The organism is Chitinophaga sp. 180180018-3, assembly GCF_037893185.1.
Classification (GTDB): domain Bacteria; phylum Bacteroidota; class Bacteroidia; order Chitinophagales; family Chitinophagaceae; genus Chitinophaga.
The window spans coordinates 432,158-455,365 of record NZ_CP140772.1 but is presented as its reverse complement, the minus strand read 5'-3'; the positions used below and the strand labels follow the sequence as shown (position 1 = coordinate 455,365).

At 48.4% G+C, this 23,208-nt stretch carries 17 protein-coding genes; 2 read left to right on the top strand and 15 right to left on the bottom strand.

Annotated features, from left to right (window positions below):
- Positions 1-13: 13 nt before the first annotated feature.
- From UNH61_RS01850 to UNH61_RS01820, 7 genes are all read right to left on the bottom strand, one after another.
- Complete coding sequence (locus tag UNH61_RS01850) at positions 14-1,270, bottom strand: DUF2264 domain-containing protein (protein ID WP_326990405.1); 1,257 nt, start codon at positions 1,268-1,270, stop codon at positions 14-16.
- A 7-nt stretch (positions 1,271-1,277) separates the two neighbouring features.
- On the bottom strand, positions 1,278-2,474 hold the full coding sequence (locus UNH61_RS01845) for a glycoside hydrolase family 88 protein (protein ID WP_326990404.1): 1,197 nt from the start codon (positions 2,472-2,474) through the stop codon (positions 1,278-1,280).
- Between the two features lie 21 nt (positions 2,475-2,495).
- Positions 2,496-3,548 carry a LacI family DNA-binding transcriptional regulator gene (locus tag UNH61_RS01840; RefSeq protein WP_326990403.1) on the bottom strand — a complete coding sequence of 351 codons (1,053 nt, stop codon included), beginning with the start codon at positions 3,546-3,548 and terminating at the stop codon, positions 2,496-2,498.
- 30 nt (positions 3,549-3,578) lie between these two features.
- Positions 3,579-4,340, bottom strand: a complete 762-nt coding sequence (locus UNH61_RS01835) for an SDR family NAD(P)-dependent oxidoreductase (protein ID WP_326990402.1) — start codon at positions 4,338-4,340, stop codon at positions 3,579-3,581.
- 38 nt (positions 4,341-4,378) lie between these two features.
- On the bottom strand, positions 4,379-6,598 hold the full coding sequence (locus UNH61_RS01830) for a DUF4861 family protein (RefSeq protein WP_326990401.1): 2,220 nt from the start codon (positions 6,596-6,598) through the stop codon (positions 4,379-4,381).
- A 20-nt stretch (positions 6,599-6,618) separates the two neighbouring features.
- Positions 6,619-7,458 (bottom strand): 5-dehydro-4-deoxy-D-glucuronate isomerase, encoded by an 840-nt coding sequence (gene kduI, locus UNH61_RS01825; protein ID WP_326990400.1) that lies wholly within the window; start codon positions 7,456-7,458, stop codon positions 6,619-6,621.
- Positions 7,459-7,615: 157 nt separating this feature from the next.
- Complete coding sequence (locus UNH61_RS01820; protein WP_326990399.1) at positions 7,616-9,565, bottom strand: heparinase II/III family protein; 1,950 nt, start codon at positions 9,563-9,565, stop codon at positions 7,616-7,618.
- Positions 9,566-9,844: 279 nt separating this feature from the next.
- Between UNH61_RS01820 and UNH61_RS01815 the strand changes: the two genes are divergently transcribed.
- Positions 9,845-11,491 (top strand): altronate dehydratase family protein, encoded by a 1,647-nt coding sequence (locus tag UNH61_RS01815; RefSeq protein ID WP_326990398.1) that lies wholly within the window; start codon positions 9,845-9,847, stop codon positions 11,489-11,491.
- 101 nt (positions 11,492-11,592) lie between these two features.
- Here UNH61_RS01815 and UNH61_RS01810 read toward each other — a convergent pair whose 3' ends face one another.
- Genes UNH61_RS01810 through UNH61_RS01790 form a run of 5 tightly spaced genes read right to left on the bottom strand, consistent with a single transcriptional unit; the run spans position 11,593 to position 17,465 of the window.
- On the bottom strand, positions 11,593-12,882 hold the full coding sequence (locus tag UNH61_RS01810) for an MFS transporter (protein WP_326990397.1): 1,290 nt from the start codon (positions 12,880-12,882) through the stop codon (positions 11,593-11,595).
- Positions 12,883-12,915: 33 nt separating this feature from the next.
- Positions 12,916-13,578 carry a bifunctional 4-hydroxy-2-oxoglutarate aldolase/2-dehydro-3-deoxy-phosphogluconate aldolase gene (locus tag UNH61_RS01805; protein WP_326990396.1) on the bottom strand — a complete coding sequence of 221 codons (663 nt, stop codon included), beginning with the start codon at positions 13,576-13,578 and terminating at the stop codon, positions 12,916-12,918.
- A 2-nt stretch (positions 13,579-13,580) separates the two neighbouring features.
- Complete coding sequence (locus UNH61_RS01800) at positions 13,581-14,564, bottom strand: sugar kinase (protein ID WP_326990395.1); 984 nt, start codon at positions 14,562-14,564, stop codon at positions 13,581-13,583.
- Positions 14,564-15,958, bottom strand: coding sequence for a glucuronate isomerase (gene uxaC / locus UNH61_RS01795; protein ID WP_339071610.1), 1,395 nt, complete (start codon positions 15,956-15,958; stop codon positions 14,564-14,566). Before uxaC ends, UNH61_RS01800 begins: the two co-directional genes overlap by 1 nt.
- 7 nt (positions 15,959-15,965) lie before the next feature.
- Positions 15,966-17,465 carry a tagaturonate reductase gene (locus UNH61_RS01790; protein ID WP_326990393.1) on the bottom strand — a complete coding sequence of 500 codons (1,500 nt, stop codon included), beginning with the start codon at positions 17,463-17,465 and terminating at the stop codon, positions 15,966-15,968.
- A 208-nt stretch (positions 17,466-17,673) separates the two neighbouring features.
- On the opposite strand from UNH61_RS01790, the gene mnmA reads away from it, so the two are divergent.
- Entirely contained in the window at positions 17,674-18,771 is a 1,098-nt protein-coding gene (gene mnmA / locus UNH61_RS01785) for a tRNA 2-thiouridine(34) synthase MnmA (RefSeq protein WP_326990392.1), read from the top strand.
- A gap of 92 nt (positions 18,772-18,863) precedes the next feature.
- On the opposite strand, the gene UNH61_RS01780 is transcribed toward mnmA, so the two are convergent.
- The 3 genes from UNH61_RS01780 to odhB form a co-directional block, all read right to left on the bottom strand.
- Positions 18,864-20,231 (bottom strand): sulfatase-like hydrolase/transferase, encoded by a 1,368-nt coding sequence (locus UNH61_RS01780; RefSeq protein WP_326990391.1) that lies wholly within the window; start codon positions 20,229-20,231, stop codon positions 18,864-18,866.
- Between the two features lie 118 nt (positions 20,232-20,349).
- On the bottom strand, positions 20,350-21,507 hold the full coding sequence (locus tag UNH61_RS01775; RefSeq protein WP_326990390.1) for an RsmB/NOP family class I SAM-dependent RNA methyltransferase: 1,158 nt from the start codon (positions 21,505-21,507) through the stop codon (positions 20,350-20,352).
- Between the two features lie 79 nt (positions 21,508-21,586).
- On the bottom strand, positions 21,587-23,158 hold the full coding sequence (gene odhB, locus UNH61_RS01770) for a 2-oxoglutarate dehydrogenase complex dihydrolipoyllysine-residue succinyltransferase (RefSeq protein ID WP_326990389.1): 1,572 nt from the start codon (positions 23,156-23,158) through the stop codon (positions 21,587-21,589).
- Positions 23,159-23,208: the final 50 nt, after the last annotated feature.

The following is a 23,208-nucleotide window of genomic DNA, read 5'->3' as shown; positions in this document are numbered from 1 at the left end:
CCCCTACACGCCCTTAATAATCTATTGCATGGTCTTTCATGACCATAGCTCCATCCCACGCTTTCTTTGCTGTCCATGGTTTTGCAGGGTCTTTCCAGAAAGGATGTACCGCTGGTAATCCCAGTGCCAGGAATCCCGTAGTGCATAAATATAAACTTCCGGTAGAGGTATACACATCAGCAATTTCAGGCTGATGCCCGCAGAAACCCACTTGTAACCAGCCTTTACTGTCGAAGGTACCAGGTGCTTCGAAGATGCGCTTATTTACGGCAGCCAGCGCACAACGTACCTGTGCCGGCGCTATTTCCGGAGGCAGCTTATCCATCAGCGCTACCTGTGCGAGCGCCTGAAACGCCGCATTACGATAAGGCATCGAGCGGCCCACAACCGGAAACGTACCCTCCGGCGAGATCTGCCGCTCAAGGATTGCTGCGTACCGTTGCATGCGCTTCAACGCCAGCTCATACTGCTCCCTGCTTCCTTCCCCCTTCTCTGCCAGTACCTTCAGCACGTCTACCAACATCGGCTGTATCACGAATGAATTGTAATAATCGTAGTGAAAATTCGCACCGTCACCGTACATACTGTCGCCTTTGTACCATTCCATGATCTTCTGCACGGCTGTATCCACCGGCTTCCGGTCCCAGGCTGCGCCAAATTTCAGCAACATTGCTTCAATGATGGCAGCAAACAACAACCAGTTATTATTACCTGGTTTGATGCTGCGCAAACTCGTCAGTGCGGTTATCACCTGTTGCTGTGTTTTGGGCTTCAGTTGTTCCCAAAGCCGCTCCGGCGCGCGTAACAGGCCATGCGCCATGAAAGCCCCATCTACCAGCGGTTGCCCATCAAATTTCCCGGTGAAATTCATATAGTCAGGCGATGCAGGATCTACCGCCATTGCAATAGCTTCGCGGGTGATCTCCAGCATTTCGAAGCGCCCGCTGCCTTCCAGGGTATTGTCGGGCCCCAGCTCCAGCCAGGGTGCAATACCAGCCAGCGTACGCCCAAATGCTTCGAGATAGGTCACTTTTTCAACCGGCTTGGCATATGCCGGAGCTGTTTCCTTTGGCATGACTGCTTTCAGGCGGCCCTGACTCAATGCGGAAAGCACCGGCTTACTGATCTTTAATAACAACGCCACCTGCTCCGACCGGTCGTTTACCGGATCCGATCCTGTAGCCATGGCTTTCAGCATGCCTTTGTCACTGCCTATAGTTCCGGCAACACCTGCCATAGGAACTGCTTTGAGAAAAAAACGTCTGTCCATTTACTGGTTATTTAGCCCATTGCTTATAACGAAGCAATGCCTCTACAAAATAATAATCTGCATAGGTTAATGGTACATCTACTTCCGATTTCCCGGGTAATGACCCAACGCTGTGCATCAGGATAAAATCATTATTCTCTCCTTCTTTAGCCAGGTAAGCAGGACTGCACAAACTATTCAGCATTTTCTCTGCCGCATTCCAGTAGCGCTTACCATCTGCCTTATCGGTATACCGGCTTAACTCCAGTAAGGCCGAGGCGGCAACAGCTGCCGCCGATGCATCGCGCGGAGCATCCGGGATTCCAGGAGCGTCATAATCCCAATACGGCACCAGATCGGATGGCATATTAGGATTCCTAAGTATAAAATCAGCAATATGACGCGCCTGATTCATATAGGCTTTATCTTTTGTATCGCGGTACATCATGGTATAGCCATACAACGCCCAGGCCTGCCCACGCGACCAGGCAGAGCTATCGGCCGCTCCCTGGTGCGTTTGCCGTTTAACCACCGCCCCGTTGGCCGGGTCATACGCCACCACATGATAGGAGCTGTAATCCGGGCGGAAATGATGCTGCATGGTAGTGTTGGCATGTGTACGGGCAATCGCGGCAAATTGTTTATCGCCACTCTCACGGGTAGCCCAGTTCAGCAATTCCAGGTTCATCATATTATCTATAATCACCGGAAATTTCCAATCGCCATGATCCCATGATTTGATACAACCTACTGTTGGGTTAAAGCGGGTAATCAGCGACTTTGCACTGGTGAGCAATACCACTTTATAAGCGGTGTCTTTCGTGATCCTCCAGGCATTTCCAAACGGGCAATACATCATAAAACCCAGATCGTGGGTATGAGTATTGTATTGCTCCTTTTTCACCAGCGCCATACGTTTCAGTGCCTCTTCTTTAAAGGCAGGATCTTTCGTGTATTCGTACAGGTACCAGTTGGTACCGGGATAAAAACCGGATGTCCACCAGCTGCTGCCGGATGTTAACAGGCTACCGTCTTTACTATTGGTGGAACGTGGCAATACGGTATCAGGTACATGTTTCATCATCAGCTTATACTGCCGTGCTGCAAATTTCAAAGTAGCATCCGCTTTCTCCAGCAGGGTCTTATTTGCCTTACCGGATTGTGCATACGATTGCATAAACAACACCGGCAGAAACAAAAAAACAAGTGTCAATTTCTTTTTCATATAACGCAGATTATAGGTTTATTACTTTTTCTTCGCAGGAGCTTTAACCGTGCCGGCGGTGGATTCGCGGGCAACCAGCTGGATAGGTATTATTTCCTGTGAATAACGTGGTGCTGTCGAAGGCGCGGTGTTGATCAGCTCCATCAATACGGCTACTACTCTTTCTCCCATCATTGCAGGATATTGATCTATGCTGGTGACGGGCGGAGTAACGATCTCCGTACGCGGATCATTGGAATATCCAACCACTTTCAGATCTTCCGGTACACGCAAATTGATTTTACGGCAATACTCCATTACGGTGATGGCTGTTGTGTCGTTCGCTGCAAACACGGCATCCGGATAAGGTTGCTGCGAAAATATTTTCTCACAGGTCTGCCAGGCATTATCGCGGGTCAATTCCTGGTAAAATACCCGGTTCTTGCGGAAGGCTAGCTTATTATCCTGTAATGCATTCTTATAGCCGGCTACCCTTTCTACATAAAGGTTGCAGCTCAGCGGTCCTGAGATATGAACAATATCCTTACAGCCTTTTTCTACCAGGTGCGTAGTAGCGGTATACCCTCCAAGGTAATCATCTCCCTTAATCACTTTTACATTGTAATCTTTAGGCACCCTGTCAAAAAAAATAAGCGGAATCTGATTATCCCTGAATACATCGAAATGCGAAAAATCAGTAGTGTACAAAGTAGTTGAAACCACCAGCCCATCCACTCTGGCGGAATACAGGGTATTTGCCAGGGTTACTTCCTGTTCGTATGAGTCGTTCGACTGGCAAATGATAAGATTATAGCCGTGCTCCTGTAGTTTGTTCTGGATGATAGTACTGATAGTGGCAGGAAAGAACATGGAAATGCGGGGCACTATCAGTCCTATGATTTTACTTTTGTTATTGCGCAATCCGGCAGCCAGCGCATTAGGCCGGTAGCCTAACTTGCGGGCCATTTTCTTTACCTTATCCTTCGTACGTGCGCTGATGTTAGGATTATCATTCAGCGCACGTGATACGGTAGACACTGAAAGTTTCAGTTCTTCTGCAATATCAACAATCGTTTTTTCGGTACGTTTGCTCATCTGTATGGCAATTAAGCAGTAAATATTCTGTTATCTTCCCATCCAGCCACCATCCACGGTCAGTATGGTTCCATGTACATAATCCGCTGCTTTGGAAGCGAGGAAGATCACAGGCCCTGCAAAGTCGGCAGGCTCGCCCCAGCGCGCCGCCGGAATGCGATCCAGAATAGAAGTGCTGCGCTGTTGATCGGCTCTCAACGCCGCTGTATTATCCGTGGCGATATATCCCGGCGCAATCGCGTTGACATTCACTCCTTTTGATGCCCATTCATTCGCAAATGCTTTCACCAGCGAGCCTACGGCTCCTTTGCTGGCAGCATATCCGGGAACATTGATTCCTCCCTGGAAAGTGAGCAGGGATGCTGTAAAGATAATCTTTCCGGATCCACGCGCAATCATTCCTTTGCCGATCTCCCGGGTCATGATAAATTGAGCATTGAGGTTGGTATTGATCACGTTGTCCCAATATTCATCCGGATGCTCTGCTGCCGGCTTCCTGAGTATGGTTCCTGCATTATTCACGAGTATATCCACTACCGGTACCTCCTGCTCCAGTTGCCGGATAAAGCTATATAGCGCCTCCCTGTTGGAGAAGTCGCACTGGTACGCTTTAAAATTGCGGCCCAGCGCCTTTACTTCTTTCTCTACCTCACTCCCATTCAGTTCCAGCGATGCCGATACCCCAATGATGTCCGCACCGGCCGATGCCAGCGCTACGGCCATTGCTTTTCCTATTCCCCTTTTACAACCCGTTACCAGGGCTGTTTTACCACTTAATTGAAATAATTCCATTACAAATATTTTGAAACGCTCCAGTTGTCAGGAGGCAGTTATTGAATAGTGATTGTTAACGGTTGTCTGATTTTTTGCGAGAAATTTTCCAGATAGCTGAACCAGGCCTCCGCCGATGGGATATGCCCGCCTTTACTCCAGGCTGCACCGAAATAATACGTATATGGCTTCCCGTTATCAGCAATACTTTCCCTCAGTAAATGTACCCGGTTTGTCTGAAGACCTGAGGCTTCATCCGGGAAAACACAGGCTGTTCCAATGGTTCCGTCTTCTCCATGCATCGGCTCCCAATATCCCATTACACCATTTTTTTCATCCAGTAATACCGCACCGGGTTCTTTTCGTTTAACGATTCCCGTTACTACCGGCAGCGTACTGCCTTTGAATTTATACTCCATATCCATCCGGTTCAGCTGAGAGCCTGCATCCAGTGTAATGGTTTTGGTAACGGCAACGGCTATATTACCCACCTGCCAGCTATCGTATGTCAACGCGAAAGATGTACGCAGCGGGCCATTGTCGAGCGTTTTCCACTGGCGGTAGTTCTTTGGATAATAAATAGTATCCTTCCCATAAGGAGCCGTATCCCCTGCTCCCAGCGTCAGTCCTACGCTATAGAAATCAAGGCCCTGGCCATTATCGTGATGGTAATTATCCAGTTTATACCAGGTATCTATCACCATCTCTGTGGTGCGCTTCGCCCATACATCAATGCCATAGGCCATTTCCTTCGGCACCTGCTCCAATGCCTTTCCGTACATCCGGTAAGCCATCCTGTTATTTTCCCAGGCATAATCATCTTTACGTTCGGGCACATAACGGCCGTATGCCTGCGTTTTTACCGGTGCAGGAGTACCTTCTTCCACTCCCGCTCTGATGGCAGATGCTGCCGGTAACGTCACCTGCAATAATATCTTCTTCGGCTCCTTAGTTCCTTCATAGGTAACCTGGTAGGGAATTTCTGTGCCTTTTACCACATCTATCACCTTAAATGCTTTCTTCAGTTGTTTACCAAATCTGCCGGCAAACTGTGCATAGGGGATTTCTATCACTTCTTCCTCTCTGCTGATACCTGTATTGTTGGAAATGATTACAGCTGGTACAGTATGTTTGTGCAAGTCGTATTTGATCATCTCCGATCCGGCTAACAGGAACGCACCTACGCCATATACCTCTGTATCATCGGTTGTAGTTTTTCCCGGGGCTGCGCCTATTTCCTGTACAAAGCCCAGTTTCCCGTTAGGGTGCACACAACCGGTGAGCGCTTCCCATCCTTTCTGTATTACCGGCAGAAACTCTTTCTCCGGCAGCAGGCCATTATTCACTCCCCACATCAACGCATATACGTAGAAACCGGTGCCGCTTGTTTCTTTCGCCGGATAGCTGGCAGGATCCAATAAACTTGCATGCCAGGTGCCATCTGGCGTTTGCAACGCTGCTATCTTGTATGCCATCTGTTTATACAATTCCACGAAACGGGCCTTTCCGGCATATCCCTGCGGCATGTTCTCCATTACACGCACCAGACCGCCCATTACCCAGCCATTTCCCCTGCTCCAGTATACGTTGGCGCCATTCTTTTCTTTCTTCCCTATATAACTGCCATCACGGTAATACAGACTATCCTGCTTATTGTACAGGTAATCGGTGGTTTTCCACCAGAGTTTATCCGCTGTTTCCAGATAGCGGGCATCACCTGTGGATGTGCTCAGGTAGGCCAATGCAGGAGGGCCCATGAATAAGGCATCGCACCACGCCCACTCCCGGTGATGAATACCGTTCTTCCATTCCAGAGATTCGCTATGCGGCTGTGCTGCAATACTATCTGCCAGTTTGCGGAACCTGTCCGTCATCACCGGATCTTTGAACACCGTGTTGAGCTGCGCATACAATTGACCAACACAATATTCATCGGCGAAAAACCGGTCGGGCCCCGTATTCCAGTCGTTCTCTTTTCCTACCTGTACCAGACGATTGATGAAAAACGGATTACTGGTTACTTTAGCGAGCGACATCATCCCGGCATACATCGCACCATTTGTCCAGTCGGTAGGTGCATGATTCCAGCCTCTTTCCCTGATATAACGCCATTGCCAGGACGCCACTTTTTCCATCTGCCCCAGCACGGTTCCTGCGCTGAAGTCGTTCGCAGCTACTGCTGTATGCTTCCCTGTAAACGGTCCGTTGGCTTTCGCCGGAAGACCGGCATGCAGGAGAAACAAGCCCAGCAAGCTTCCTGCGAGAAAATGTTTTATCATGATAGCAGCAATTATCAGTTTTAACGTAAATCGGTGATCTTGCAATGATCCATATCACCATAGTCCAGGTTTTCTCCCGCCATTCCCCAGATAAAAGTATAGTTACTGGTACCTGCTCCGGAATGTACCGACCAGGGCGGAGAAATCACTGCCTGTTCATTCTGCATCCAGATATGGCGTGTTTCCTGCGGCTGTCCCATAAAGTGGCAAACTGATTGTGCTTCCGGTACTTCGAAATAAAAATACACCTCCATTCTTCTGTCGTGCGTATGCGCGGGCATCGTGTTCCATACACTGCCTGCCTGTAGTTCTGTCATTCCCATCTGCAGTTGGCAGGTTTCCAGCACGCTGTTTACCAGCAACTTGTTAATCGTACGGTGATTGGATGTTTCCAGCGTCCCCAGCGTTACCACTTCTGCGTCTTTTTCAGACACCCTGCGCGTGGGATAGGTATGATGTGCAGGCGTGGAATTCAGATAAAATTTGGCCGGTGTTTGCGCATTCCTGCTATGAAATACCACCTTCTGTTTCCCCTTACCGATGTACAGTGCTTCTTTATATGCAAGTTCAAATTGCTCTCCATCTACTTCCACTATCCCATCTCCTCCTACATTGATCATTCCCAGTTCCCTGCGCTCCAGGAAGTAGCCGGCTTTCAGCAGGTCTATTGTTTCCAGCTCCACCGGACCTTTCACTGGCATAGCGCCACCGGTAAGATAACGGTCGTAGTGAGTATGCGTCCAGTGAATATGATCTGCTTCAAATATCCGGTCGATTAAAAAAGCCCGCCTTAACCCGGCAGTATCCATTTGTTTCACTTCAGCAGGACTGCTGGCATATCTTGATTCGAATGTGGCCATATAAATATCTGTTGCGTTTTTATGATTGTAACAATTAAACAGGTAACGTGATAATCGTTGTTGCTCTTATACCGGAACAACGGAAGGTGAAAATACTAATTTAATGCAAACGTTTGCAAAAATCATTTATTTTCTCTTAAAAACACGCTGCTTATCCCTACCGGCGCTTCATCGTAAAAATCAGCTTATGATTGCCCGACAAGGCCTGGGTACGGGCTTTCAGACTAACCCGCGTCACATGATCGCCCCATACAGGGCTCAGCCGGCCATCGTTTACTTCCTGTCGTTCCACCACCACTTCAAACAAAGCCGGATCATAACTCAGCTCCATATTAGCAGCGGGTCCCTGCAGCACTACTTTACCGGGCGTACTATTGTCCGCCGGCAGGCAGGTCACAAAATGCAGCAGGAACGGGGTTTTCCATTCCTTCAGCTGGTATTCTTCCTGTAAGGTAAGTGTAGTAGCAGCAGGACTAAATGTAAAGGTTCGTTTCCATTGCTGTACCATGGCTGCTTCCGGATAAGCGGCAGCTATATCCATGCTTAGTTTATTCCTGCCGTACTGTACATTATTTGCCTGAAAGCGGCGGCCATCCTGTTGCTGCACTCCATTGATAGTAGGACAGTTGTGCCACTGCGATTGCATATACCAGAGCTTGTACCGGTCGGCACTGAATGTTTGTTTGGTATACGTGCCTACACCCACATCAATCAATGCCGGCTTACCATCCATATACAGCACAAAATTTCCTACATCGTTGTGATTGTGACTTTCTGCATTATGACCACCCTGCGCGGCAAAAAACAGCCCCTGTGGCTGACCTGCTTTGGAACGAAGCGATAATACCTGCAGATCCGGCAGCCAGTTCTCGGCTGCATAAGGAGCTGCTGCCTTTGCATTCAGCATATCATCACGGCATTCGAGGTTGTAAATAAAAAATGCCAGCGACGGTGCTTTTATATGAGTAGGATCAGGATTCTCCAATCGCCATAGATAAGCGGAGAAGTTTGTCAGCAGCGGATCTTTAAATGCTTTACCATAAAGGTACACCGTATGTGGTGGCGGGATGGTAATCGCGGACGCATCGGCAAAGTTCACGAACCGGCTGCTGTCGACATGCATTTTGTAAATATAAGCGCCGATGCTATGTATCAGCTCATTGTTCCCCCAGCTGAGCCGCCGGCCGGAAGCGCTGTTCAGCAGGTCAACAAACTCTATCAGTTTTCCTCCGGCATGCCCCCAGTAGCTGGGGCCTTCATCGCAGCCGCCATCGTTGGGATAACCATTCACAAAATTGTCGGCGCTCTGTATTGTTTTCTCGATTACTTTATTTCGTATATCCGCATCATTTACGCTCAGCAATGCAGTAATAAGCACATTCGTATTGATCCAGATATTCCAGTTATTCACACTGCGGCCTCCCCAGCCCATCCACCAGAAATCCCGGCGCTGCAGGAAGGGAGTTACAATGCGGTGTTGCAGTTCGTAACTGATCCGTTTGTTGACCATCGGGGAAAGTTTATCCAGCTTGTCGTGTAGCAGAAACTGCGCCCAGCTGAGCGTAGCAGCCGTTTCCCCTGCGAAAAGATCCACCACCGGTTCTTCAGGATCTGGCAGGTCTGTGCCGGCTTTCTGAACCCCCACATGAGCCGGTAACACCCAGGTACTCTCTTCCAGTATCAACCATAACCCATTCACTATCTGCGGCATATATTTTCCGTTGCCGCCAGCCAGCTCTCCCGCTACCAGCGAGGCCAATACCCGCCGCCGTTCGAACTGGGCATTCTCAAAATTCACCCGGTTCCCGTTATCACGGAATTGCAGGTAAAGCGTAGCCGGCAAAGAAGGCCAGCTGAACTGCATCGCCTTGTCGGCATCCTTCAGCAACATATTCCGGCTCTCCCCGGGCAGCGCTTTCATCTTCTCCGCTATGCCCTGCAGACGCTGCCGGCGCCAGCTGAGTATATCCGCGAATGCCGCGCTCCCCCCATTCCGCTGGTACTCATTGTACAGGTAATTTCTTTTCTGTCCCTGCTCCTGGGCTAAACAGGTACATGTTATCATAAACATCAACAGAAAAGCGGCAAGGGCATGTTTAATGTACATTTGACATTTATTTATTTATGAAAGATAGAGAATCCGGGCGGTAACTAAAAGTAGCGTTCTAATGATCGTATTCTTAAAAATACAAACGTTTGCATAAAAATTACAAAAAAATAACCGGATTGCTAAGTTTGCAGCCACCACCGTGGCTGATAGCCATTTAACATTTTATAATTCTTTCCTGACATGGATTCCAGGCAGGCATTCAAATTGTCAAAATCTCATCATGGATTAACATTATAATATCACCAGCCCGAGTAGTTATTTACTACTTTAGCTGTTATGAACGCGTATTTACAAATCCATCCCGATGATAATGTGCTGGTAGCTTTGCAGGATCTGCCAGCGGGAACCGATATATCATTTAACGGACATCAGATTAAACTTCAGCAAAACATATCTGCCAAACATAAATTCCTGATCAGCGATATAACAGCCGGCCACCCGATTACCATGTATGGCGTACTGGTAGGTAAAGCCAGCAAGGCGATACGGCAGGGAGAGGCTATTACGACCGATAATGTGGTGCATGACGCCAGTGCCTTCCATGAAAAAGACAGCTCACTCGACTGGCAGGCGCCAGACATCAGCAAGTGGCAGGGCCGCTCTTTTATGGGCTATCACCGCGCCGACGGCCAGGTGGGTACCCGCAACTACTGGCTGGTCATTCCGCTGGTTTTTTGTGAAAACAGGAACGTAGGCGTCATCAAAACGGCATTTGAAAAAGGACTGGGCTTTGCACCGGCGGAAGTATATAACGAACAGGTGACCGACCTGGTTTCTCTTTACAAAAGCGGAAACCTCGAAGCTGTTAAAAATTACGAAGCAGGCAGTATAACGGAAACGGGCAAACGTAATGTTGTATTCCCTAATATCGATGGTATCAAGTTCCTCACCCATGAAGGTGGTTGCGGCGGTACCCGCCAGGATTCAGACGCCCTGTGCGCCCTGCTGGCAGGATATATCCATCATTCCAACGTGGCAGGAGCTACAGTGCTGAGCCTGGGTTGCCAGCATGCACAGGTATCTATTCTGCAGGAATCGCTGAAAAAACTGAATCCGGCTTTCAACAAACCGGTACTGGTATATGAGCAGCAGAAAAGCGCTTCTGAATATGCGATGCTTTCTGCCGCTATCAAAGATACCTTCCTTGCCCTGGTTGAGGCCAATAAACAGGACCGCCAGCCGGCGCCGCTGTCGAAGCTCGTCATCGGCCTGGAATGTGGTGGCTCCGACGGATTTTCCGGTATCTCCGCCAACCCTGCAGTTGGTCATACGTCCGATCTGCTGGTGGCTCTGGGAGGCACTTCTATCCTCTCCGAATTCCCTGAATTATGCGGCGTGGAACAGGAGCTGATCAACCGTTGCCAGAATGATGAAATTTCAGGAAAATTCATCCGAATTATGCGTGCTTATGAAAGCCAGGCGCAATCTGTAGGATCAGGATTTTATATGAACCCGTCGCCAGGCAATATCAAAGACGGCCTCGTTACCGATGCCATCAAATCGGCCGGCGCGGCGAAGAAAGGAGGTACTTCACCGGTTACTGATGTACTGGACTACACCGAATACGTTACCAAACCAGGCCTGAACCTGTTATGTACTCCCGGCAACGACGTGGAATCCACCTCTGCTGAAGTAGGATCAGGTGCTAACGTGGTATTGTTTACTACCGGCCTCGGTACCCCTACCGGCAACCCCATTGCCCCGGTGGTAAAGCTGGCTACCAATACCAGACTGGCTACCCGCATGAAAGATATTATCGACATCAATACAGGTACCATTATCAGCGGCGAACACAGCATCGCTGAAATGGGGGAAGAAATTCTCGAGTATGTTATCAAAACCGCCAGCGGTGAGGTACATACCAAAGCTGAGGAATTGAATCAGGATGATTTCATTCCGTGGAAACGAGGTGTTTCCCTATAATCACTGGTAAGTCAAAAACCAATTCATGGCATAAACAACAAACGTCCGGGCAGAAGTCCGGACGTTGTATTTGTGCTTTATGAGTATCAAAAAATCCCTGTTTAATCCAGCTTCACCTGTTCCATTTTCGGTGCAAACAAGTGCATCACTCCCCACGCAAGCAGATAAGCGACGCCGCATATGGTAAACAGGATGTTATACCCGATACCAATATTGCCGATCAGTTTGTAGTGATCCAGCATCGTGCCTATCACCATCGGGAACAACGTACCACCAATAGATCCTGCCATTCCGCCGATACCTACTACTGAGCTGACAGCCCGTTTCGGGAACATATCGGAAGCGGTGGTAAAAATGGTGGCAGACCATGCCTGATGTGCTGCCGTAGCCAGACTGATCAAACCGATAGCCAGCCACAGGTTATTGGAATACTGGATCAGCATGATAGGCACTACACAAAGTGCAAAAATCAGCATAGATACTTTACGCGCCCTGAATACCGGCCAGCCAATTTTAATAAGGTGGGAAGACAGCCATCCGCCACCGATACTGCCGAAGCTTGTAATCGAATAGATGATGATGATCGGCAAGCCGAGGTTCGATTTCATGTTCACATGGAAGATCGACTCCAGGTAGCCCGGCAGCCAGAAAAGGAAAAACCACCACACCGGATCTGTCAGTAATTTACCAAACACAAAAGCCCAGGTTTGACGAATACCCAGCAATTTTGCCCATTTAACAGGCCTGGGTTTCTCGGTTTCTATTTCCTGATCGGAATGGATATAATCAAATTCTTCTTTTGATAATTTCTTATGCCGGCTTGGCACTTCATAATAAAACCACCATAATATCAGCCAGATAAATCCTATTGCTCCCGTCCATACAAATGCACTTCTCCAGCCGTGATTCTTCGCGAGCCAGTATACCATCAGCGGGCCCACCACTGCTGCGATATTGGAGCCGGAATTGAAAATCCCGGTTGCCAGTGCCCGCTCCTTTTTCGGAAACCATTCCGCGGTAGCTTTGATGGCTGCAGGAAAGTTGCCTGCTTCACTGATCCCCAATATAGACCGTACCACGCCAAATCCCAGCGTCGTACGCACCAGTCCGTGCGCCATGGCCGACAAACTCCATACGACGATAGACACACTGTACCCTACCTTCGATCCGATCTTGTCGACCAGCGCGCCAAAAAACAGCAGACCTATGGAATAGGCTGCAGAAAAGGCCATGACAAGATTACTGAAGTCTTTCTCCGTCCAGTTAAAATCGGCCGAAAGGTCTGTTTTCAGCAAACCAAGCACCTGCCTGTCAATATAGTTGATGGTAGTAGCAACGAACAACAGCGCACATACCCGCCAGCGATACTTACCTAAAGTTGTGGAATTCATTATGGTTTATTTGGAATTGATAAAGTGTATAAGTTACTTCAACGCTTTGAAAACTGCAAACGTTTGCATTATTTTCTCTTTCAGCGGTCCCCATTGCCTGCTATCGATGACTGATTTTGCCAGCAGATTAGAGCCCATTCCCACGCAAACCACGCCTGCATCAAACCAGGCGTCCATACTAATCTGCGTAGGTTCTACCCCACCGGTAGGCATGAATTTCAGGTGAGGGAAAAGCGGTTTGATGGCTCTTACATATGCTGGTCCCAATACATTGCCAGGGAAGAGTTTCACGAGTTTCGCCCCGTTCTTTTCTGCCACGGAAATCTCTGTGGGCGACATGCAGCCCGGTATCCACATGATATTGGCGGAATGACAATAAGCAGCCGTTTCCGGATCAGTGATCGGGCAAACGATAAAGTCGGCTCCCAATTCAGTATAAGCCGCTGCATCCGCTGCATTTTTAATCGTACCTATTCCCAGAAAAAGATCAGGCATGGTTGCCATCTTCTTTTCCTTCAACAGGGCAAAATTCTTACGCGCATTTTCACCCCGGCTGGTAAACTCAAATACCCGTAACCCTCCCTGATAGCATGCCTGCAACACTTCCAGGCATACTTCCGGATCATCGTGATAGAAAACAGGAATGATCCCGCTTTGCTCAAATGCTGCTATAATTGTCTCGGCTGCTGGTGCCATATCTATATAAGTTTAATAATGTCTTCTGCTGATGTGGTATTGAAATCTCCTTTTACAAAGAACTTGGAATAAGCGGCGGCCGCTGCAAAATCAATGATCTGCTGATCATTCTTTTCCTGCAACTGCCCGTGGATAAGCCCGGCCATGAAACAATCGCCACTACCCACACGATCTACTACGTTTCCTACCTCATATTCCTTTGATATGGATACCTGTCCGTTATGATAATAAAACGTGTAGTAGACGTGGCTGAAGCGAAAAGTAAATGCTATTCGTTTACAGCGTTTATACGTTGCCGTTATATCTGCTGCAATTTTCTCTGCTGCCCTGATATAAGAGGCCTTTGTATCCTCTGCCAGCGCATCGGTGTCCAGCGCTATATCCAGCATGTTATTCACCGCCCAGATATTTCCCATTACCACGTCGCAGTATTGCACCAGCTCAGGCATTACCTGTGCCGGCTTTTTACCGTACTGCCACAGTTTACTGCGGAAATTCAGATCGGTGGAAATGGTCATGCCTCTGCGGGAAGCTGCCTGCAACACTTCCTGGCAAACATCGGCTGCATCCTGGTTTAACGCCGGTGTAATGGCACTCCAGTGAAACCAGTTCGCACCCTCCAGCAACTCATCCCAGTTAACTGTTCCGGGTACTATGCCGCTAAAAGAAGAACCGGCCCTGTCGTATATCACTTCTGCATGTTTCAGGTCACTGCCCTGCGCCAGGTAATACAACCCGATCCGGTTTCCTCCACGGAGCACCCGGTCCGTATGTACGCCAATATTGCTCAACTGCTGCAATACATCGGTCGACAACCCATTTTCAGGTACTTTGCTAATATAGGCTACTGGCGTGCCCCAGCGGGCTAATGCGGCTGCTACATTGGCTTCTGCGCCACCTACATAAACAGCGGCGGTTTGCTGTGCCAGTTGCGGCGACACGCGCAATAATATTTCCCCAAATGTGATAACTTTTACCGGCTTCATTAAAATCCAAAGTATGCTTTTGCGTTATTGTAACATATGTCCTGTACCATCTTTCCCAACCAGGCAATATCATTCGGCAATTCTCCCTGTTCTACATCATTACCGATGAGATTACACAAAATACGGCGAAAATATTCATGCCGGGAATAAGAAAGGAAACTTCTGGAATCAGTTAACATACCTACAAAACGGCTCAGCAAGCCCATGTTGCTAAGTGCGTTCATCTGCTTTTCCATGCCGTCTTTCTGATCAAGGAACCACCAGCCGGATCCAAACTGCATTTTACCTGCAACAGATCCATCCTGGAAATTACCCGCCATCGTGGCAAAGACTTCGTTATAAGCGGGATTCAGATTATACACAATCGTTTTGGCCAGCTGATCGTTCTTATCCAGCGCATCGAAGAAACGGCTCATGGCTTCAGCCACCTGCCAGTCGCCAATGGAATCTACGCCGGCATCTGCTCCGAGTCGGCGCAACAAACGGGAGTTATTGTTACGGATCGCGCCCACATGAAACTGCTGCGCCCAGCCCCGCTCATGATTCCACTTGCAAATTTCCAGCAATACGGCTGTCTTGAACTGCGCATTCTCATGCGATGTAACCGCCTCACGGCTGCGGGCATTACGGAAAATGGTTTCCAGTTCCCGCTGGCTCGCCGGCGTAAAATAAAAAGTATTCAATCCATGATCGCTTAACCGGCCTCCTGTTTCATGGAAATAGGTATGCCTGCTTTTCAGCGCAGCTAACAGATCATCGTATTGCCTGATCTCTGTATTGGTTACCTCTGCCAGTTTATCCACAAAGCTGTTGAAAGCATCCGGGTTATCCACGGCCATGGCCCTGTCGGGCCGGAATGTTGGTAACACCCGCGTGCCAAAAGGATGTTGTGCGATCGCTTTATGATGTTCCAGGGAATCCACAGGATCATCTGTTGTACACAGGCAATCCACTTTATAATGCTTCAACAGGGCCTGTGTGCTAAGCCCGGGCAGTTGCGCGTTACATTCCTGGTAAATTTTTTCTGCTGTTTGTTCATTGAGCAAATCAGTAATGCCGAATGGGTTCTTCAGCTCCATATGCGTCCAGTGATAAAGCGGATTACGCATAGTATAGGGCGTTGTAGCTGCCCAATGACGGAACTTGGCGAAATCGTCAGTTGCCCCCGTGATGAATTCTTCCGGCACTCCGTTAGCCCGCATGGCCCCCCACTTGTAATGATCTCCCTTCAGCCAGATTTCGTAAAGACTGGCGAACGTTTTATTCGCGGCAATGTCGTCCGGTGGCAGATGATTATGATAATCTATCACGGGCATAGATGCCGCATAGTCGAAATATAATCGTTTAGCCGTTGCAGTTTGTAGCAAAAAATCTTCTGATAAGAACTCCTTCATAACATGATTAATTTTTCTGAAGCTGCGATTGAATAAATGCTGGTACACCTTTCTCTTTCAGGGCTGCAAGCAGGTGCGTCACCTGCGCCGCGAATCCGGGAATAGTAGTCAGGTCTGTTTCCCAAAGCCGGCTATCGGAACAGATGCCGGTTACCATTCCGGCCAGATCAGCACCCCGCTCGTTCCACCAATTGGCAAACAGTGGGGCATTATCGTCGGTGATCTGGTATTCTTCCCCGTTCCGGCTGCCATAATATTTCCCGTCCGCTACTCTTTCCGGTCGCAGGAACAACAGCATAGCGGCAAATCCCAGGCACAGATGCGGTGGTAATGTGTTGAATTTATCGTGGTAGCGTACCAGCGTACGTACATTACGGGCGTTCATTTTAGAGCTCTCCTGGAATGTAATGCTGATCAGCTTGTGGGCGATGAACGGATTAGCGAAGCGGTCCAGCACATCCCGCGCAAAAGCCGGGGCGGTCGGACACGTTTCTTCAATGGTTGGCAGTATCTCCCTCAGCACTGCTTCGCGGAAGAAATGGCTCATATAATCGTCCTGCATGCATTCATATACTGTATTGAGCCCGCCAAGAAATCCCAGCGGTACAGCTGCAGTATGGCTGCCATTCAGCAACCGGAGCTTCTGCTCGCGGTAAGGGGTGATACTCGGCGCTATGAGCATGCGCTCATCTGCCTGATGAAAAGATAATACCCGTTTCACCCGCTCATCTCCCTCTATTGCCCATAACAGGTAAGGTTCTACTTCTATCCATAACCTATCCGAATAACCCGCTTTTTGCTCAATTTCCGGAAGATTTCGGGGTTTTCCTGGTACGATTCTATCCACCAGCGAGTTACAAAAATGATTTTCACTATGCAACCAGCTGATAAAATCTGCCGGCAGCCCGTTGAAATCAGCCAGCTGTAGTACGATGTCTTTCAATAACCTTCCGTTATCCACCACCAGCTCGGTAGGTACAATTACAAAACCGGTATCTGGCGCGCCTTTGAAGAACGAAAAACGCTCCCATAGCAAGGCCAGCAGCTTCCCGGGAAAGGATGCCGGCACCCCGGCGGCAATTTTTTCAGGAACATATTGAATCCCTACTTCTGTGGTGTTGGAAACGATCGTCTGTATTTCAGGCTGGTGCACCGTTTCAAGAATTTCCCGCCAACTTGCATTCGATTGCAAAACCCGGCTAATAGCAGCATTTACCAGTACATTATCCACCAGCTCTCCCTGGGCAATGCCTTTGATATGCGTGGTATACAGGTTATCCTGGCTGGAAAACTCGGTAGTTTCGCCATCTGTAGACTTGATCACCACGATCCTTCCTTCGTAGATGCCCTGTTTATTAGCCTTATCTACCAGGTAATCCACCAGTCCGCGTAACAATACGCCGGTACCGAATTGGAGTATTTTTTCCGGAAAAGTGAAAATTTTCTCATTAACGCCGGAATCTCTATGCTTTAATACAAAATCTTTATTCAATATAGGTAGCATCATGATGAATTTATACCAATAACGTGGCTAAAACTAATAAATATATTATTCACATTTAAGAAATTATAGCGTCTGGTCAAATATTCCTGAAAGATGGCAAAATGATATTACTGATATAGGCTGCCTCAATCATTATATTGTCAGTATCAATAGGTGCCGGATGCCTGTTGGCTTAAATTTCAGTAATTTTGCCTTCTTAAATTTTTCAAAAATGAGCAAGCATGGAAAGGTACTGGTAGCCATGAGTGGTGGTATAGACAGTACTGTTACGGCGCTGATGCTGAATGAACAGGGGTATGAAGTGGTGGGTATCACCATGAAAACCTGGGATTATGCGTCTGCCGGCTCCAGTAAAAAGGAAACCGGCTGCTGTAATCTGGATTCTTTTAACGACGCCCGCGCTGCAGCGGTGCACCACGGATTTCCGCACTTTGTGCTGGATATCCGCGATGAATTCGGTGATTTTGTAGTGAATAACTTTGTCGAGGAATATATTGCTGGTCGCACTCCCAACCCTTGCGTACTCTGCAATACCCATATAAAATGGCGTGCCCTGATGAAGCGGGCTGATGCAATGGACTGCCAGTTTATTGCTACCGGCCACTACGCTAATATCCGCCAGCATGAGAACGGCCGTTACGTGATCAGTAAAGGACTCGATGACACCAAAGACCAGAGCTACGTACTCTGGGGCATACAACAGGATGTACTCGCCCGCACTATACTCCCTTTGGGCCAATACCGTAAAACTGAAATCCGCCAGATGGCGTTCGATTTCGGCTACCCGGAACTGGCTAAAAAGGCAGAAAGCTATGAAATATGCTTTGTGCCCGACAACGACTACCGTGGTTTTCTGAAGAGAAAAGTAGATGGACTGGAAGAAAGGGTAAACGGCGGCAATTTCGTACTGACAGACGGTACAATCGTAGGCCAGCATAAAGGATATCCCTTCTACACGGTTGGTCAGCGTAAAGGGCTGGATATTGCCCTGGGCCGGCCGGTGTTTGTGACCGAGATCATCCCTGAAACCAATACCGTAGTATTAGGCAGCGAAAATGACCTGCAAAGGAACCGTATGTTTGTAGGCGGCATCAATATGGGCAAATACGATTTCATTCCTGAAGGAATGGAAGCCGTCACCAAAATCCGTTACAAAGACAAAGGCGCATTGAGCAACCTGTATAATGAAAACGGCCTGGTAAAAGTAGATTTCTACGAAAACGTAAAAGGAATAGCTCCCGGTCAGTCAGCAGTTTTCTATGAAGGCGATGATGTGATTGGAGGAGGGATTATACAGAGAGGAAATTGAGAATTACGAATTACGAATAATAGCGAAGACCTAAGCGGATACTATTGTAGGTAGATATTATCCGCTTAGGTCTTCGCTATTATTCGTAATTCTTACTGTTGTTTTACTTCTTCGTTCCAGACCTCATAAAGCTTCGTCAGTTTTTTCACGATATCAGGATGTTGCTTTGCAATATTTTTCTTTTCTGATGGATCTTCACTAAGATTTACCAGGAAAAAGCCGTTTTCATCCAGTTCCTGTTTGGCCGCCTGTGCAGGGTTATGCAGCAACTTCCATTCGCCGTCGCGTACTGCCCATTGAGGATTGTCGGCGGTTCCGCCGCTTTTCCAGTAAAAGGTATTATTATGGGGAGACGGACGATTGCCGTGTTTAATAACGTCTGCTAAGCTCCTGCCGTCTATTTTTCTGTTGGGCAATGTAATGCCGCAAAGTTCAGCCAGTGTAGGGAACCAGTCGATATTCGCTGCCAGCTGGTCGCGTACTTCGTTGCGGGGGATGTTGCCGGTCCAGCTGATCAATGCGGGCACCCGGGTACCGCCTTCAAAAAGGCTGTATTTGGACCCTCTGTATATACCGGCGGAACCACCTCCTCCAAACGTACGGTCTTCAGTAGAAAAGCCCTGATCCGGCTGAAAAATAACGATCGTATTATCTGCCAGCCCCAATGCTTTCAGCTTAGCCATCAGCGCCCCGATCTTCTCATCCATGGTGGATACAAAGGCGGCATATTGATCCCTGGGCGAAGCTACGCCCTTGTTCCGGTAATAATCCAGCCATTTTTTCTCTCCCTGTAACGGATAATGCGGGATGTTAATCGCGAAGTACAAAAAGAAGGGTTTGTTCCGGTTATTTTCCATGAACTGGCCGGCCTCTCTGACCATCAGATCAGGAAAGAAGGAACCCGATTCATATACTTCCTGGCCGTTGCGCCAGAGGTCATGGCGGTTAGGACCGTTCCAGTAAAAATAATGCGAGTAGTTATCAATACAACCTCCCATAAAGCCAAAGGAGTAGTTGAATCCCTGTGCATTCGGCATCGTTTCGGGAGTATATCCCACATGCCATTTGCCGATATGTGCTGTCTGATAGCCGGCATCACGGAACAGCTCCCCCATTGTATACTGCGCGCCGGGCATCCCTTCTACTCCCTTTTGAGAGGAGGCCATCTCCGGCAATCCGGCCCGCTGCGGATACCTGCCCGTGAGCAGTGATGCCCTCGATGGAGAACATATGGGAGATGCTGCGTAGAATTGCGTGAACCTTACCCCGCTGTGAGCAAGACTGTCGAGCACAGGTGTATACAGGTCTTTGGAGCCATATGCGCCCATGTCGGCCCATCCCTGGTCATCGGAGTAAATCAGAATTACATTGGGTTTTTGCTTTGCTGACTGTGCATGTACGTTGGATCCGAATAACGCAAGCATACCCAATAACATAGGTATTGATCTGTTCACTTTCATAAATTAAGTTTATGTTTAACGAATTGCACAGCGCCCTCGTTGGCGATATGGTTGATACACGGTATTTACATCTTCCGGATATCCATTGCTCCGCCTAAAACTAATAAAGACCTCTGACTTATGAAAGCCTCACCGCATACATCGTATCCGCACCGTGATCGTAGCCGCGAATTACACCACCTTCCTGTCTTCTTAAATCACTATTTTCTTCAATAAAGCTAACCACTTCTTCATTCTCCTGCCGGAATACCGAACAGGTAATATAAATAAGACTTCCTCCTTTCTTCACGAAAGGTATAACGCTATCGGATATACGCTTTTGTAACTGCTGATATTTTGTTATTTCATTTTTATGAAAGAAAGAGATGCTTTCGGGAGTGCGGCCCCAGGTACCTGAACCACTGCAGGGCGCATCGAGGATAATACCGTCGAATTGCCGGCCACGCATGGTTTCAGAGAGATTAACAGAGGTAAGATCTGCTACACGGGCGTCGTAATTTTTTATACCTGCTGTTGCAAAACGTTGCTGCAGGTTTTCAATAATCGATCTTCTTACATCAGATACCAACAGCTGTATATCGGGTTGTTGGTCTTTCAACAGAATGGATTTCCCTCCACTGGCAGCACAGCAGTCCCACCAGCGCTGATGGCTGGCCGGGTGAAACAGCATACCTGTTTGCTGACTGGAAGCATCCTGTATTTCATACCAGCTTCTCTCTGTAATAATCGTTTCTATTTTAGTGCCGTTGGGAAGCGCCACCGTAGCCCGATTGTCGTCCACCTCATAGGATATTCCGGCCTGATCGAGTAACAACCGTACTTTGTCGAGCTTATTATTCCGTACGCGAATAAACAGGTGTGGCTGTTTCAGCACAGCACCTGCAAATGCCTCCCCATCAATATTTTCAGAGAGCTCATCCTGCCAGGGGAAAAGGTCGGCAGCCTGCAACGATACAGGCAGTAATGCTTTCTTTTCTGAAAGTGGTTGCCCGATCTGCTGATTCCATTCGGGTTTAACAGCAGCCAGGAAATCGCTGGAAACGGCTTCACACAGGAATGTTCCGGCTATCACTCTTTCTCTCACCGGCAATGCTTGTCCCCACTGCCCTAAACGGAAATAATGATACACCAGCTGCGAAATCCAGCGACGGTCGCGCCCTCCCATGTACGGATGTTCCTTGAAAAATGATTTCAGGAAATGATGTAATGGAAGACCGCCTTTATAGGCGTTTATTATTTTCTCTGCAGATGCCAGATAATTTTCCCAACGAGACATAAATTGTTTTTAGCTGGTAGCTAATTAAAAAGCCGGCCTGCTACAGACCGGCTTCAAATTTTATTTCACTACAATAAGATTAAAGTTTCAGTAATGCCTTCAGCGGATCTTTACCGAACAGCAGTTGTTCGGGGCTTTCCAGCATTTCTTTTACTCTTACCAGGAAGCTTACAGATTCGCGGCCGTCGATGATGCGGTGATCATAGCTCAGTGCAATGTACATCATCGGGCGAATTACAACCTGGCCATTTATGGCCATCGGGCGTTCCTGGATTTTGTGCATACCCAGGATCGCTGATTGCGGAATGTTAATGATAGGAGTGCTCATCAGTGAACCGAATACGCCACCATTAGTAATGGTGAAAGTACCACCTGTCATTTCCGGCATGGTCAGTTTGTTCTCACGCGCTTTGGTAGCGAGTTCCAATACTGCCTTTTCAATACCCGCCATATCCAGGCTTTCAGCGTTGCGGATCACCGGTACCACCAGTCCTTTCGGAGCCGACACCGCGATGGAGATATCGCAGTAATCGTGGTACACCAGTTCTTCTCCGTCGATGTAAGCATTTACAGAAGGGAATTCCTGCAGTGCAAAACAACAGGCTTTGGTGAAGAAGCTCATGAAGCCCAGGTTCACTTCGTGTTGTTTTTTGAACAGGTCTTTATACTTCGCGCGCAGCGCCATGATTTCTGTCATATCCACCTCGTTGAAGGTGGTGAGCATAGCGGTGGTATTTTTAGCTTCTACCAGGCGGCGGGAAACTGTTTTACGCAGGTTGCTCATTTTTTCACGACGTTCCTGACGGCTGAACATTTCCTGACCGATGGCCACACCCGGATTTTTCAGGGCAGCATACACATCATCTTTCATGATCTTACCATGAGCGCCGGAGCCTTTGATGCTGGACGGATCCACATGTTTGTCTGCGATTACGGCAGCAGCTACCGGTGTAGCCTTCACATCGTTCGGGATGCTGGTTACAGGCGCCTGCTGTGCTGCAGGGGTGGCAGCAGCCGGTTGCGGAGCGGCGGCAGCCGGAGCAGCTTTACCTGCCGGACGCGGTACGCTGGTATCTATTTTGCAGGCTACATCGCCTATTTTTAATGTTTCGCCTTCTTTAGCTACTGTGATGAGTGCACCAGCTTCTTCGGCATTCAGCTCAAAGGTTGCTTTCTCTGACTCCAGTTCACAAACCACTTCATCGCGTTCAACATAGTCACCATCTTTCCTGATCCATTTCACCAGCGTAACCTCACTGATAGATTCGCCCACAGTAGGTACTTTCATCTCAATGGTCCCTTTGTTTACAGCTGGCGCTGGCGCTGCTGCCGGAGCAGGAGCGGGTTCAGCTGCCGGAGCCGCAGGAGCTGCTGCCACCGGTGCGGCTGCACCTTGTGCAGGAGCGGCTGCATCTGTATCGATTGTGCAGGTTACATCACCAATCTTCAAAGTAGCGCCTTCCTGAGCCGCCGCTGCAATCTTCAAAACGCCTGCTTTTTCCGCATTCAGTTCAAAAGTTGCCTTCTCTGATTCCATTTCGCACAACACCTCGTCCTGCTGCACATAATCTCCGTCTTTCTTCAACCACTTTGCAATTGTTACCTCGCTAATAGATTCTCCTACCGTAGGGACTTTGATTTCGATAACCATATTTATATCAGTTGATGGTGATACCAGCTTTTAGCCGTTGCTGTAAAGCC

What these genes read in the sequence shown, in the direction of transcription:
- UNH61_RS01850 (WP_326990405.1), bottom strand. Translation starts at nt 1,270, where the DNA reads ATGGACAGACGTTTTTTTCTCAAAGCAGTTCCTATGGCAGGTGTTGCC.
- UNH61_RS01845 (WP_326990404.1), bottom strand. Translation starts at nt 2,474, where the DNA reads ATGAAAAAGAAATTGACACTTGTTTTTTTGTTTCTGCCGGTGTTGTTT.
- UNH61_RS01840 (WP_326990403.1), bottom strand. Translation starts at nt 3,548, where the DNA reads ATGAGCAAACGTACCGAAAAAACGATTGTTGATATTGCAGAAGAACTG.
- UNH61_RS01835 (WP_326990402.1), bottom strand. Translation starts at nt 4,340, where the DNA reads ATGGAATTATTTCAATTAAGTGGTAAAACAGCCCTGGTAACGGGTTGT.
- UNH61_RS01830 (WP_326990401.1), bottom strand. Translation starts at nt 6,598, where the DNA reads ATGATAAAACATTTTCTCGCAGGAAGCTTGCTGGGCTTGTTTCTCCTG.
- kduI (WP_326990400.1), bottom strand. Translation starts at nt 7,458, where the DNA reads ATGGCCACATTCGAATCAAGATATGCCAGCAGTCCTGCTGAAGTGAAA.
- UNH61_RS01820 (WP_326990399.1), bottom strand. Translation starts at nt 9,565, where the DNA reads ATGTACATTAAACATGCCCTTGCCGCTTTTCTGTTGATGTTTATGATA.
- UNH61_RS01815 (WP_326990398.1), top strand. Translation starts at nt 9,845, where the DNA reads ATGAACGCGTATTTACAAATCCATCCCGATGATAATGTGCTGGTAGCT.
- UNH61_RS01810 (WP_326990397.1), bottom strand. Translation starts at nt 12,882, where the DNA reads ATGAATTCCACAACTTTAGGTAAGTATCGCTGGCGGGTATGTGCGCTG.
- UNH61_RS01805 (WP_326990396.1), bottom strand. Translation starts at nt 13,578, where the DNA reads ATGGCACCAGCAGCCGAGACAATTATAGCAGCATTTGAGCAAAGCGGG.
- UNH61_RS01800 (WP_326990395.1), bottom strand. Translation starts at nt 14,564, where the DNA reads ATGAAGCCGGTAAAAGTTATCACATTTGGGGAAATATTATTGCGCGTG.
- uxaC (WP_339071610.1), bottom strand. Translation starts at nt 15,958, where the DNA reads ATGAAGGAGTTCTTATCAGAAGATTTTTTGCTACAAACTGCAACGGCT.
- UNH61_RS01790 (WP_326990393.1), bottom strand. Translation starts at nt 17,465, where the DNA reads ATGATGCTACCTATATTGAATAAAGATTTTGTATTAAAGCATAGAGAT.
- mnmA (WP_326990392.1), top strand. Translation starts at nt 17,674, where the DNA reads ATGAGCAAGCATGGAAAGGTACTGGTAGCCATGAGTGGTGGTATAGAC.
- UNH61_RS01780 (WP_326990391.1), bottom strand. Translation starts at nt 20,231, where the DNA reads ATGAAAGTGAACAGATCAATACCTATGTTATTGGGTATGCTTGCGTTA.
- UNH61_RS01775 (WP_326990390.1), bottom strand. Translation starts at nt 21,507, where the DNA reads ATGTCTCGTTGGGAAAATTATCTGGCATCTGCAGAGAAAATAATAAAC.
- odhB (WP_326990389.1), bottom strand. Translation starts at nt 23,158, where the DNA reads ATGGTTATCGAAATCAAAGTCCCTACGGTAGGAGAATCTATTAGCGAG.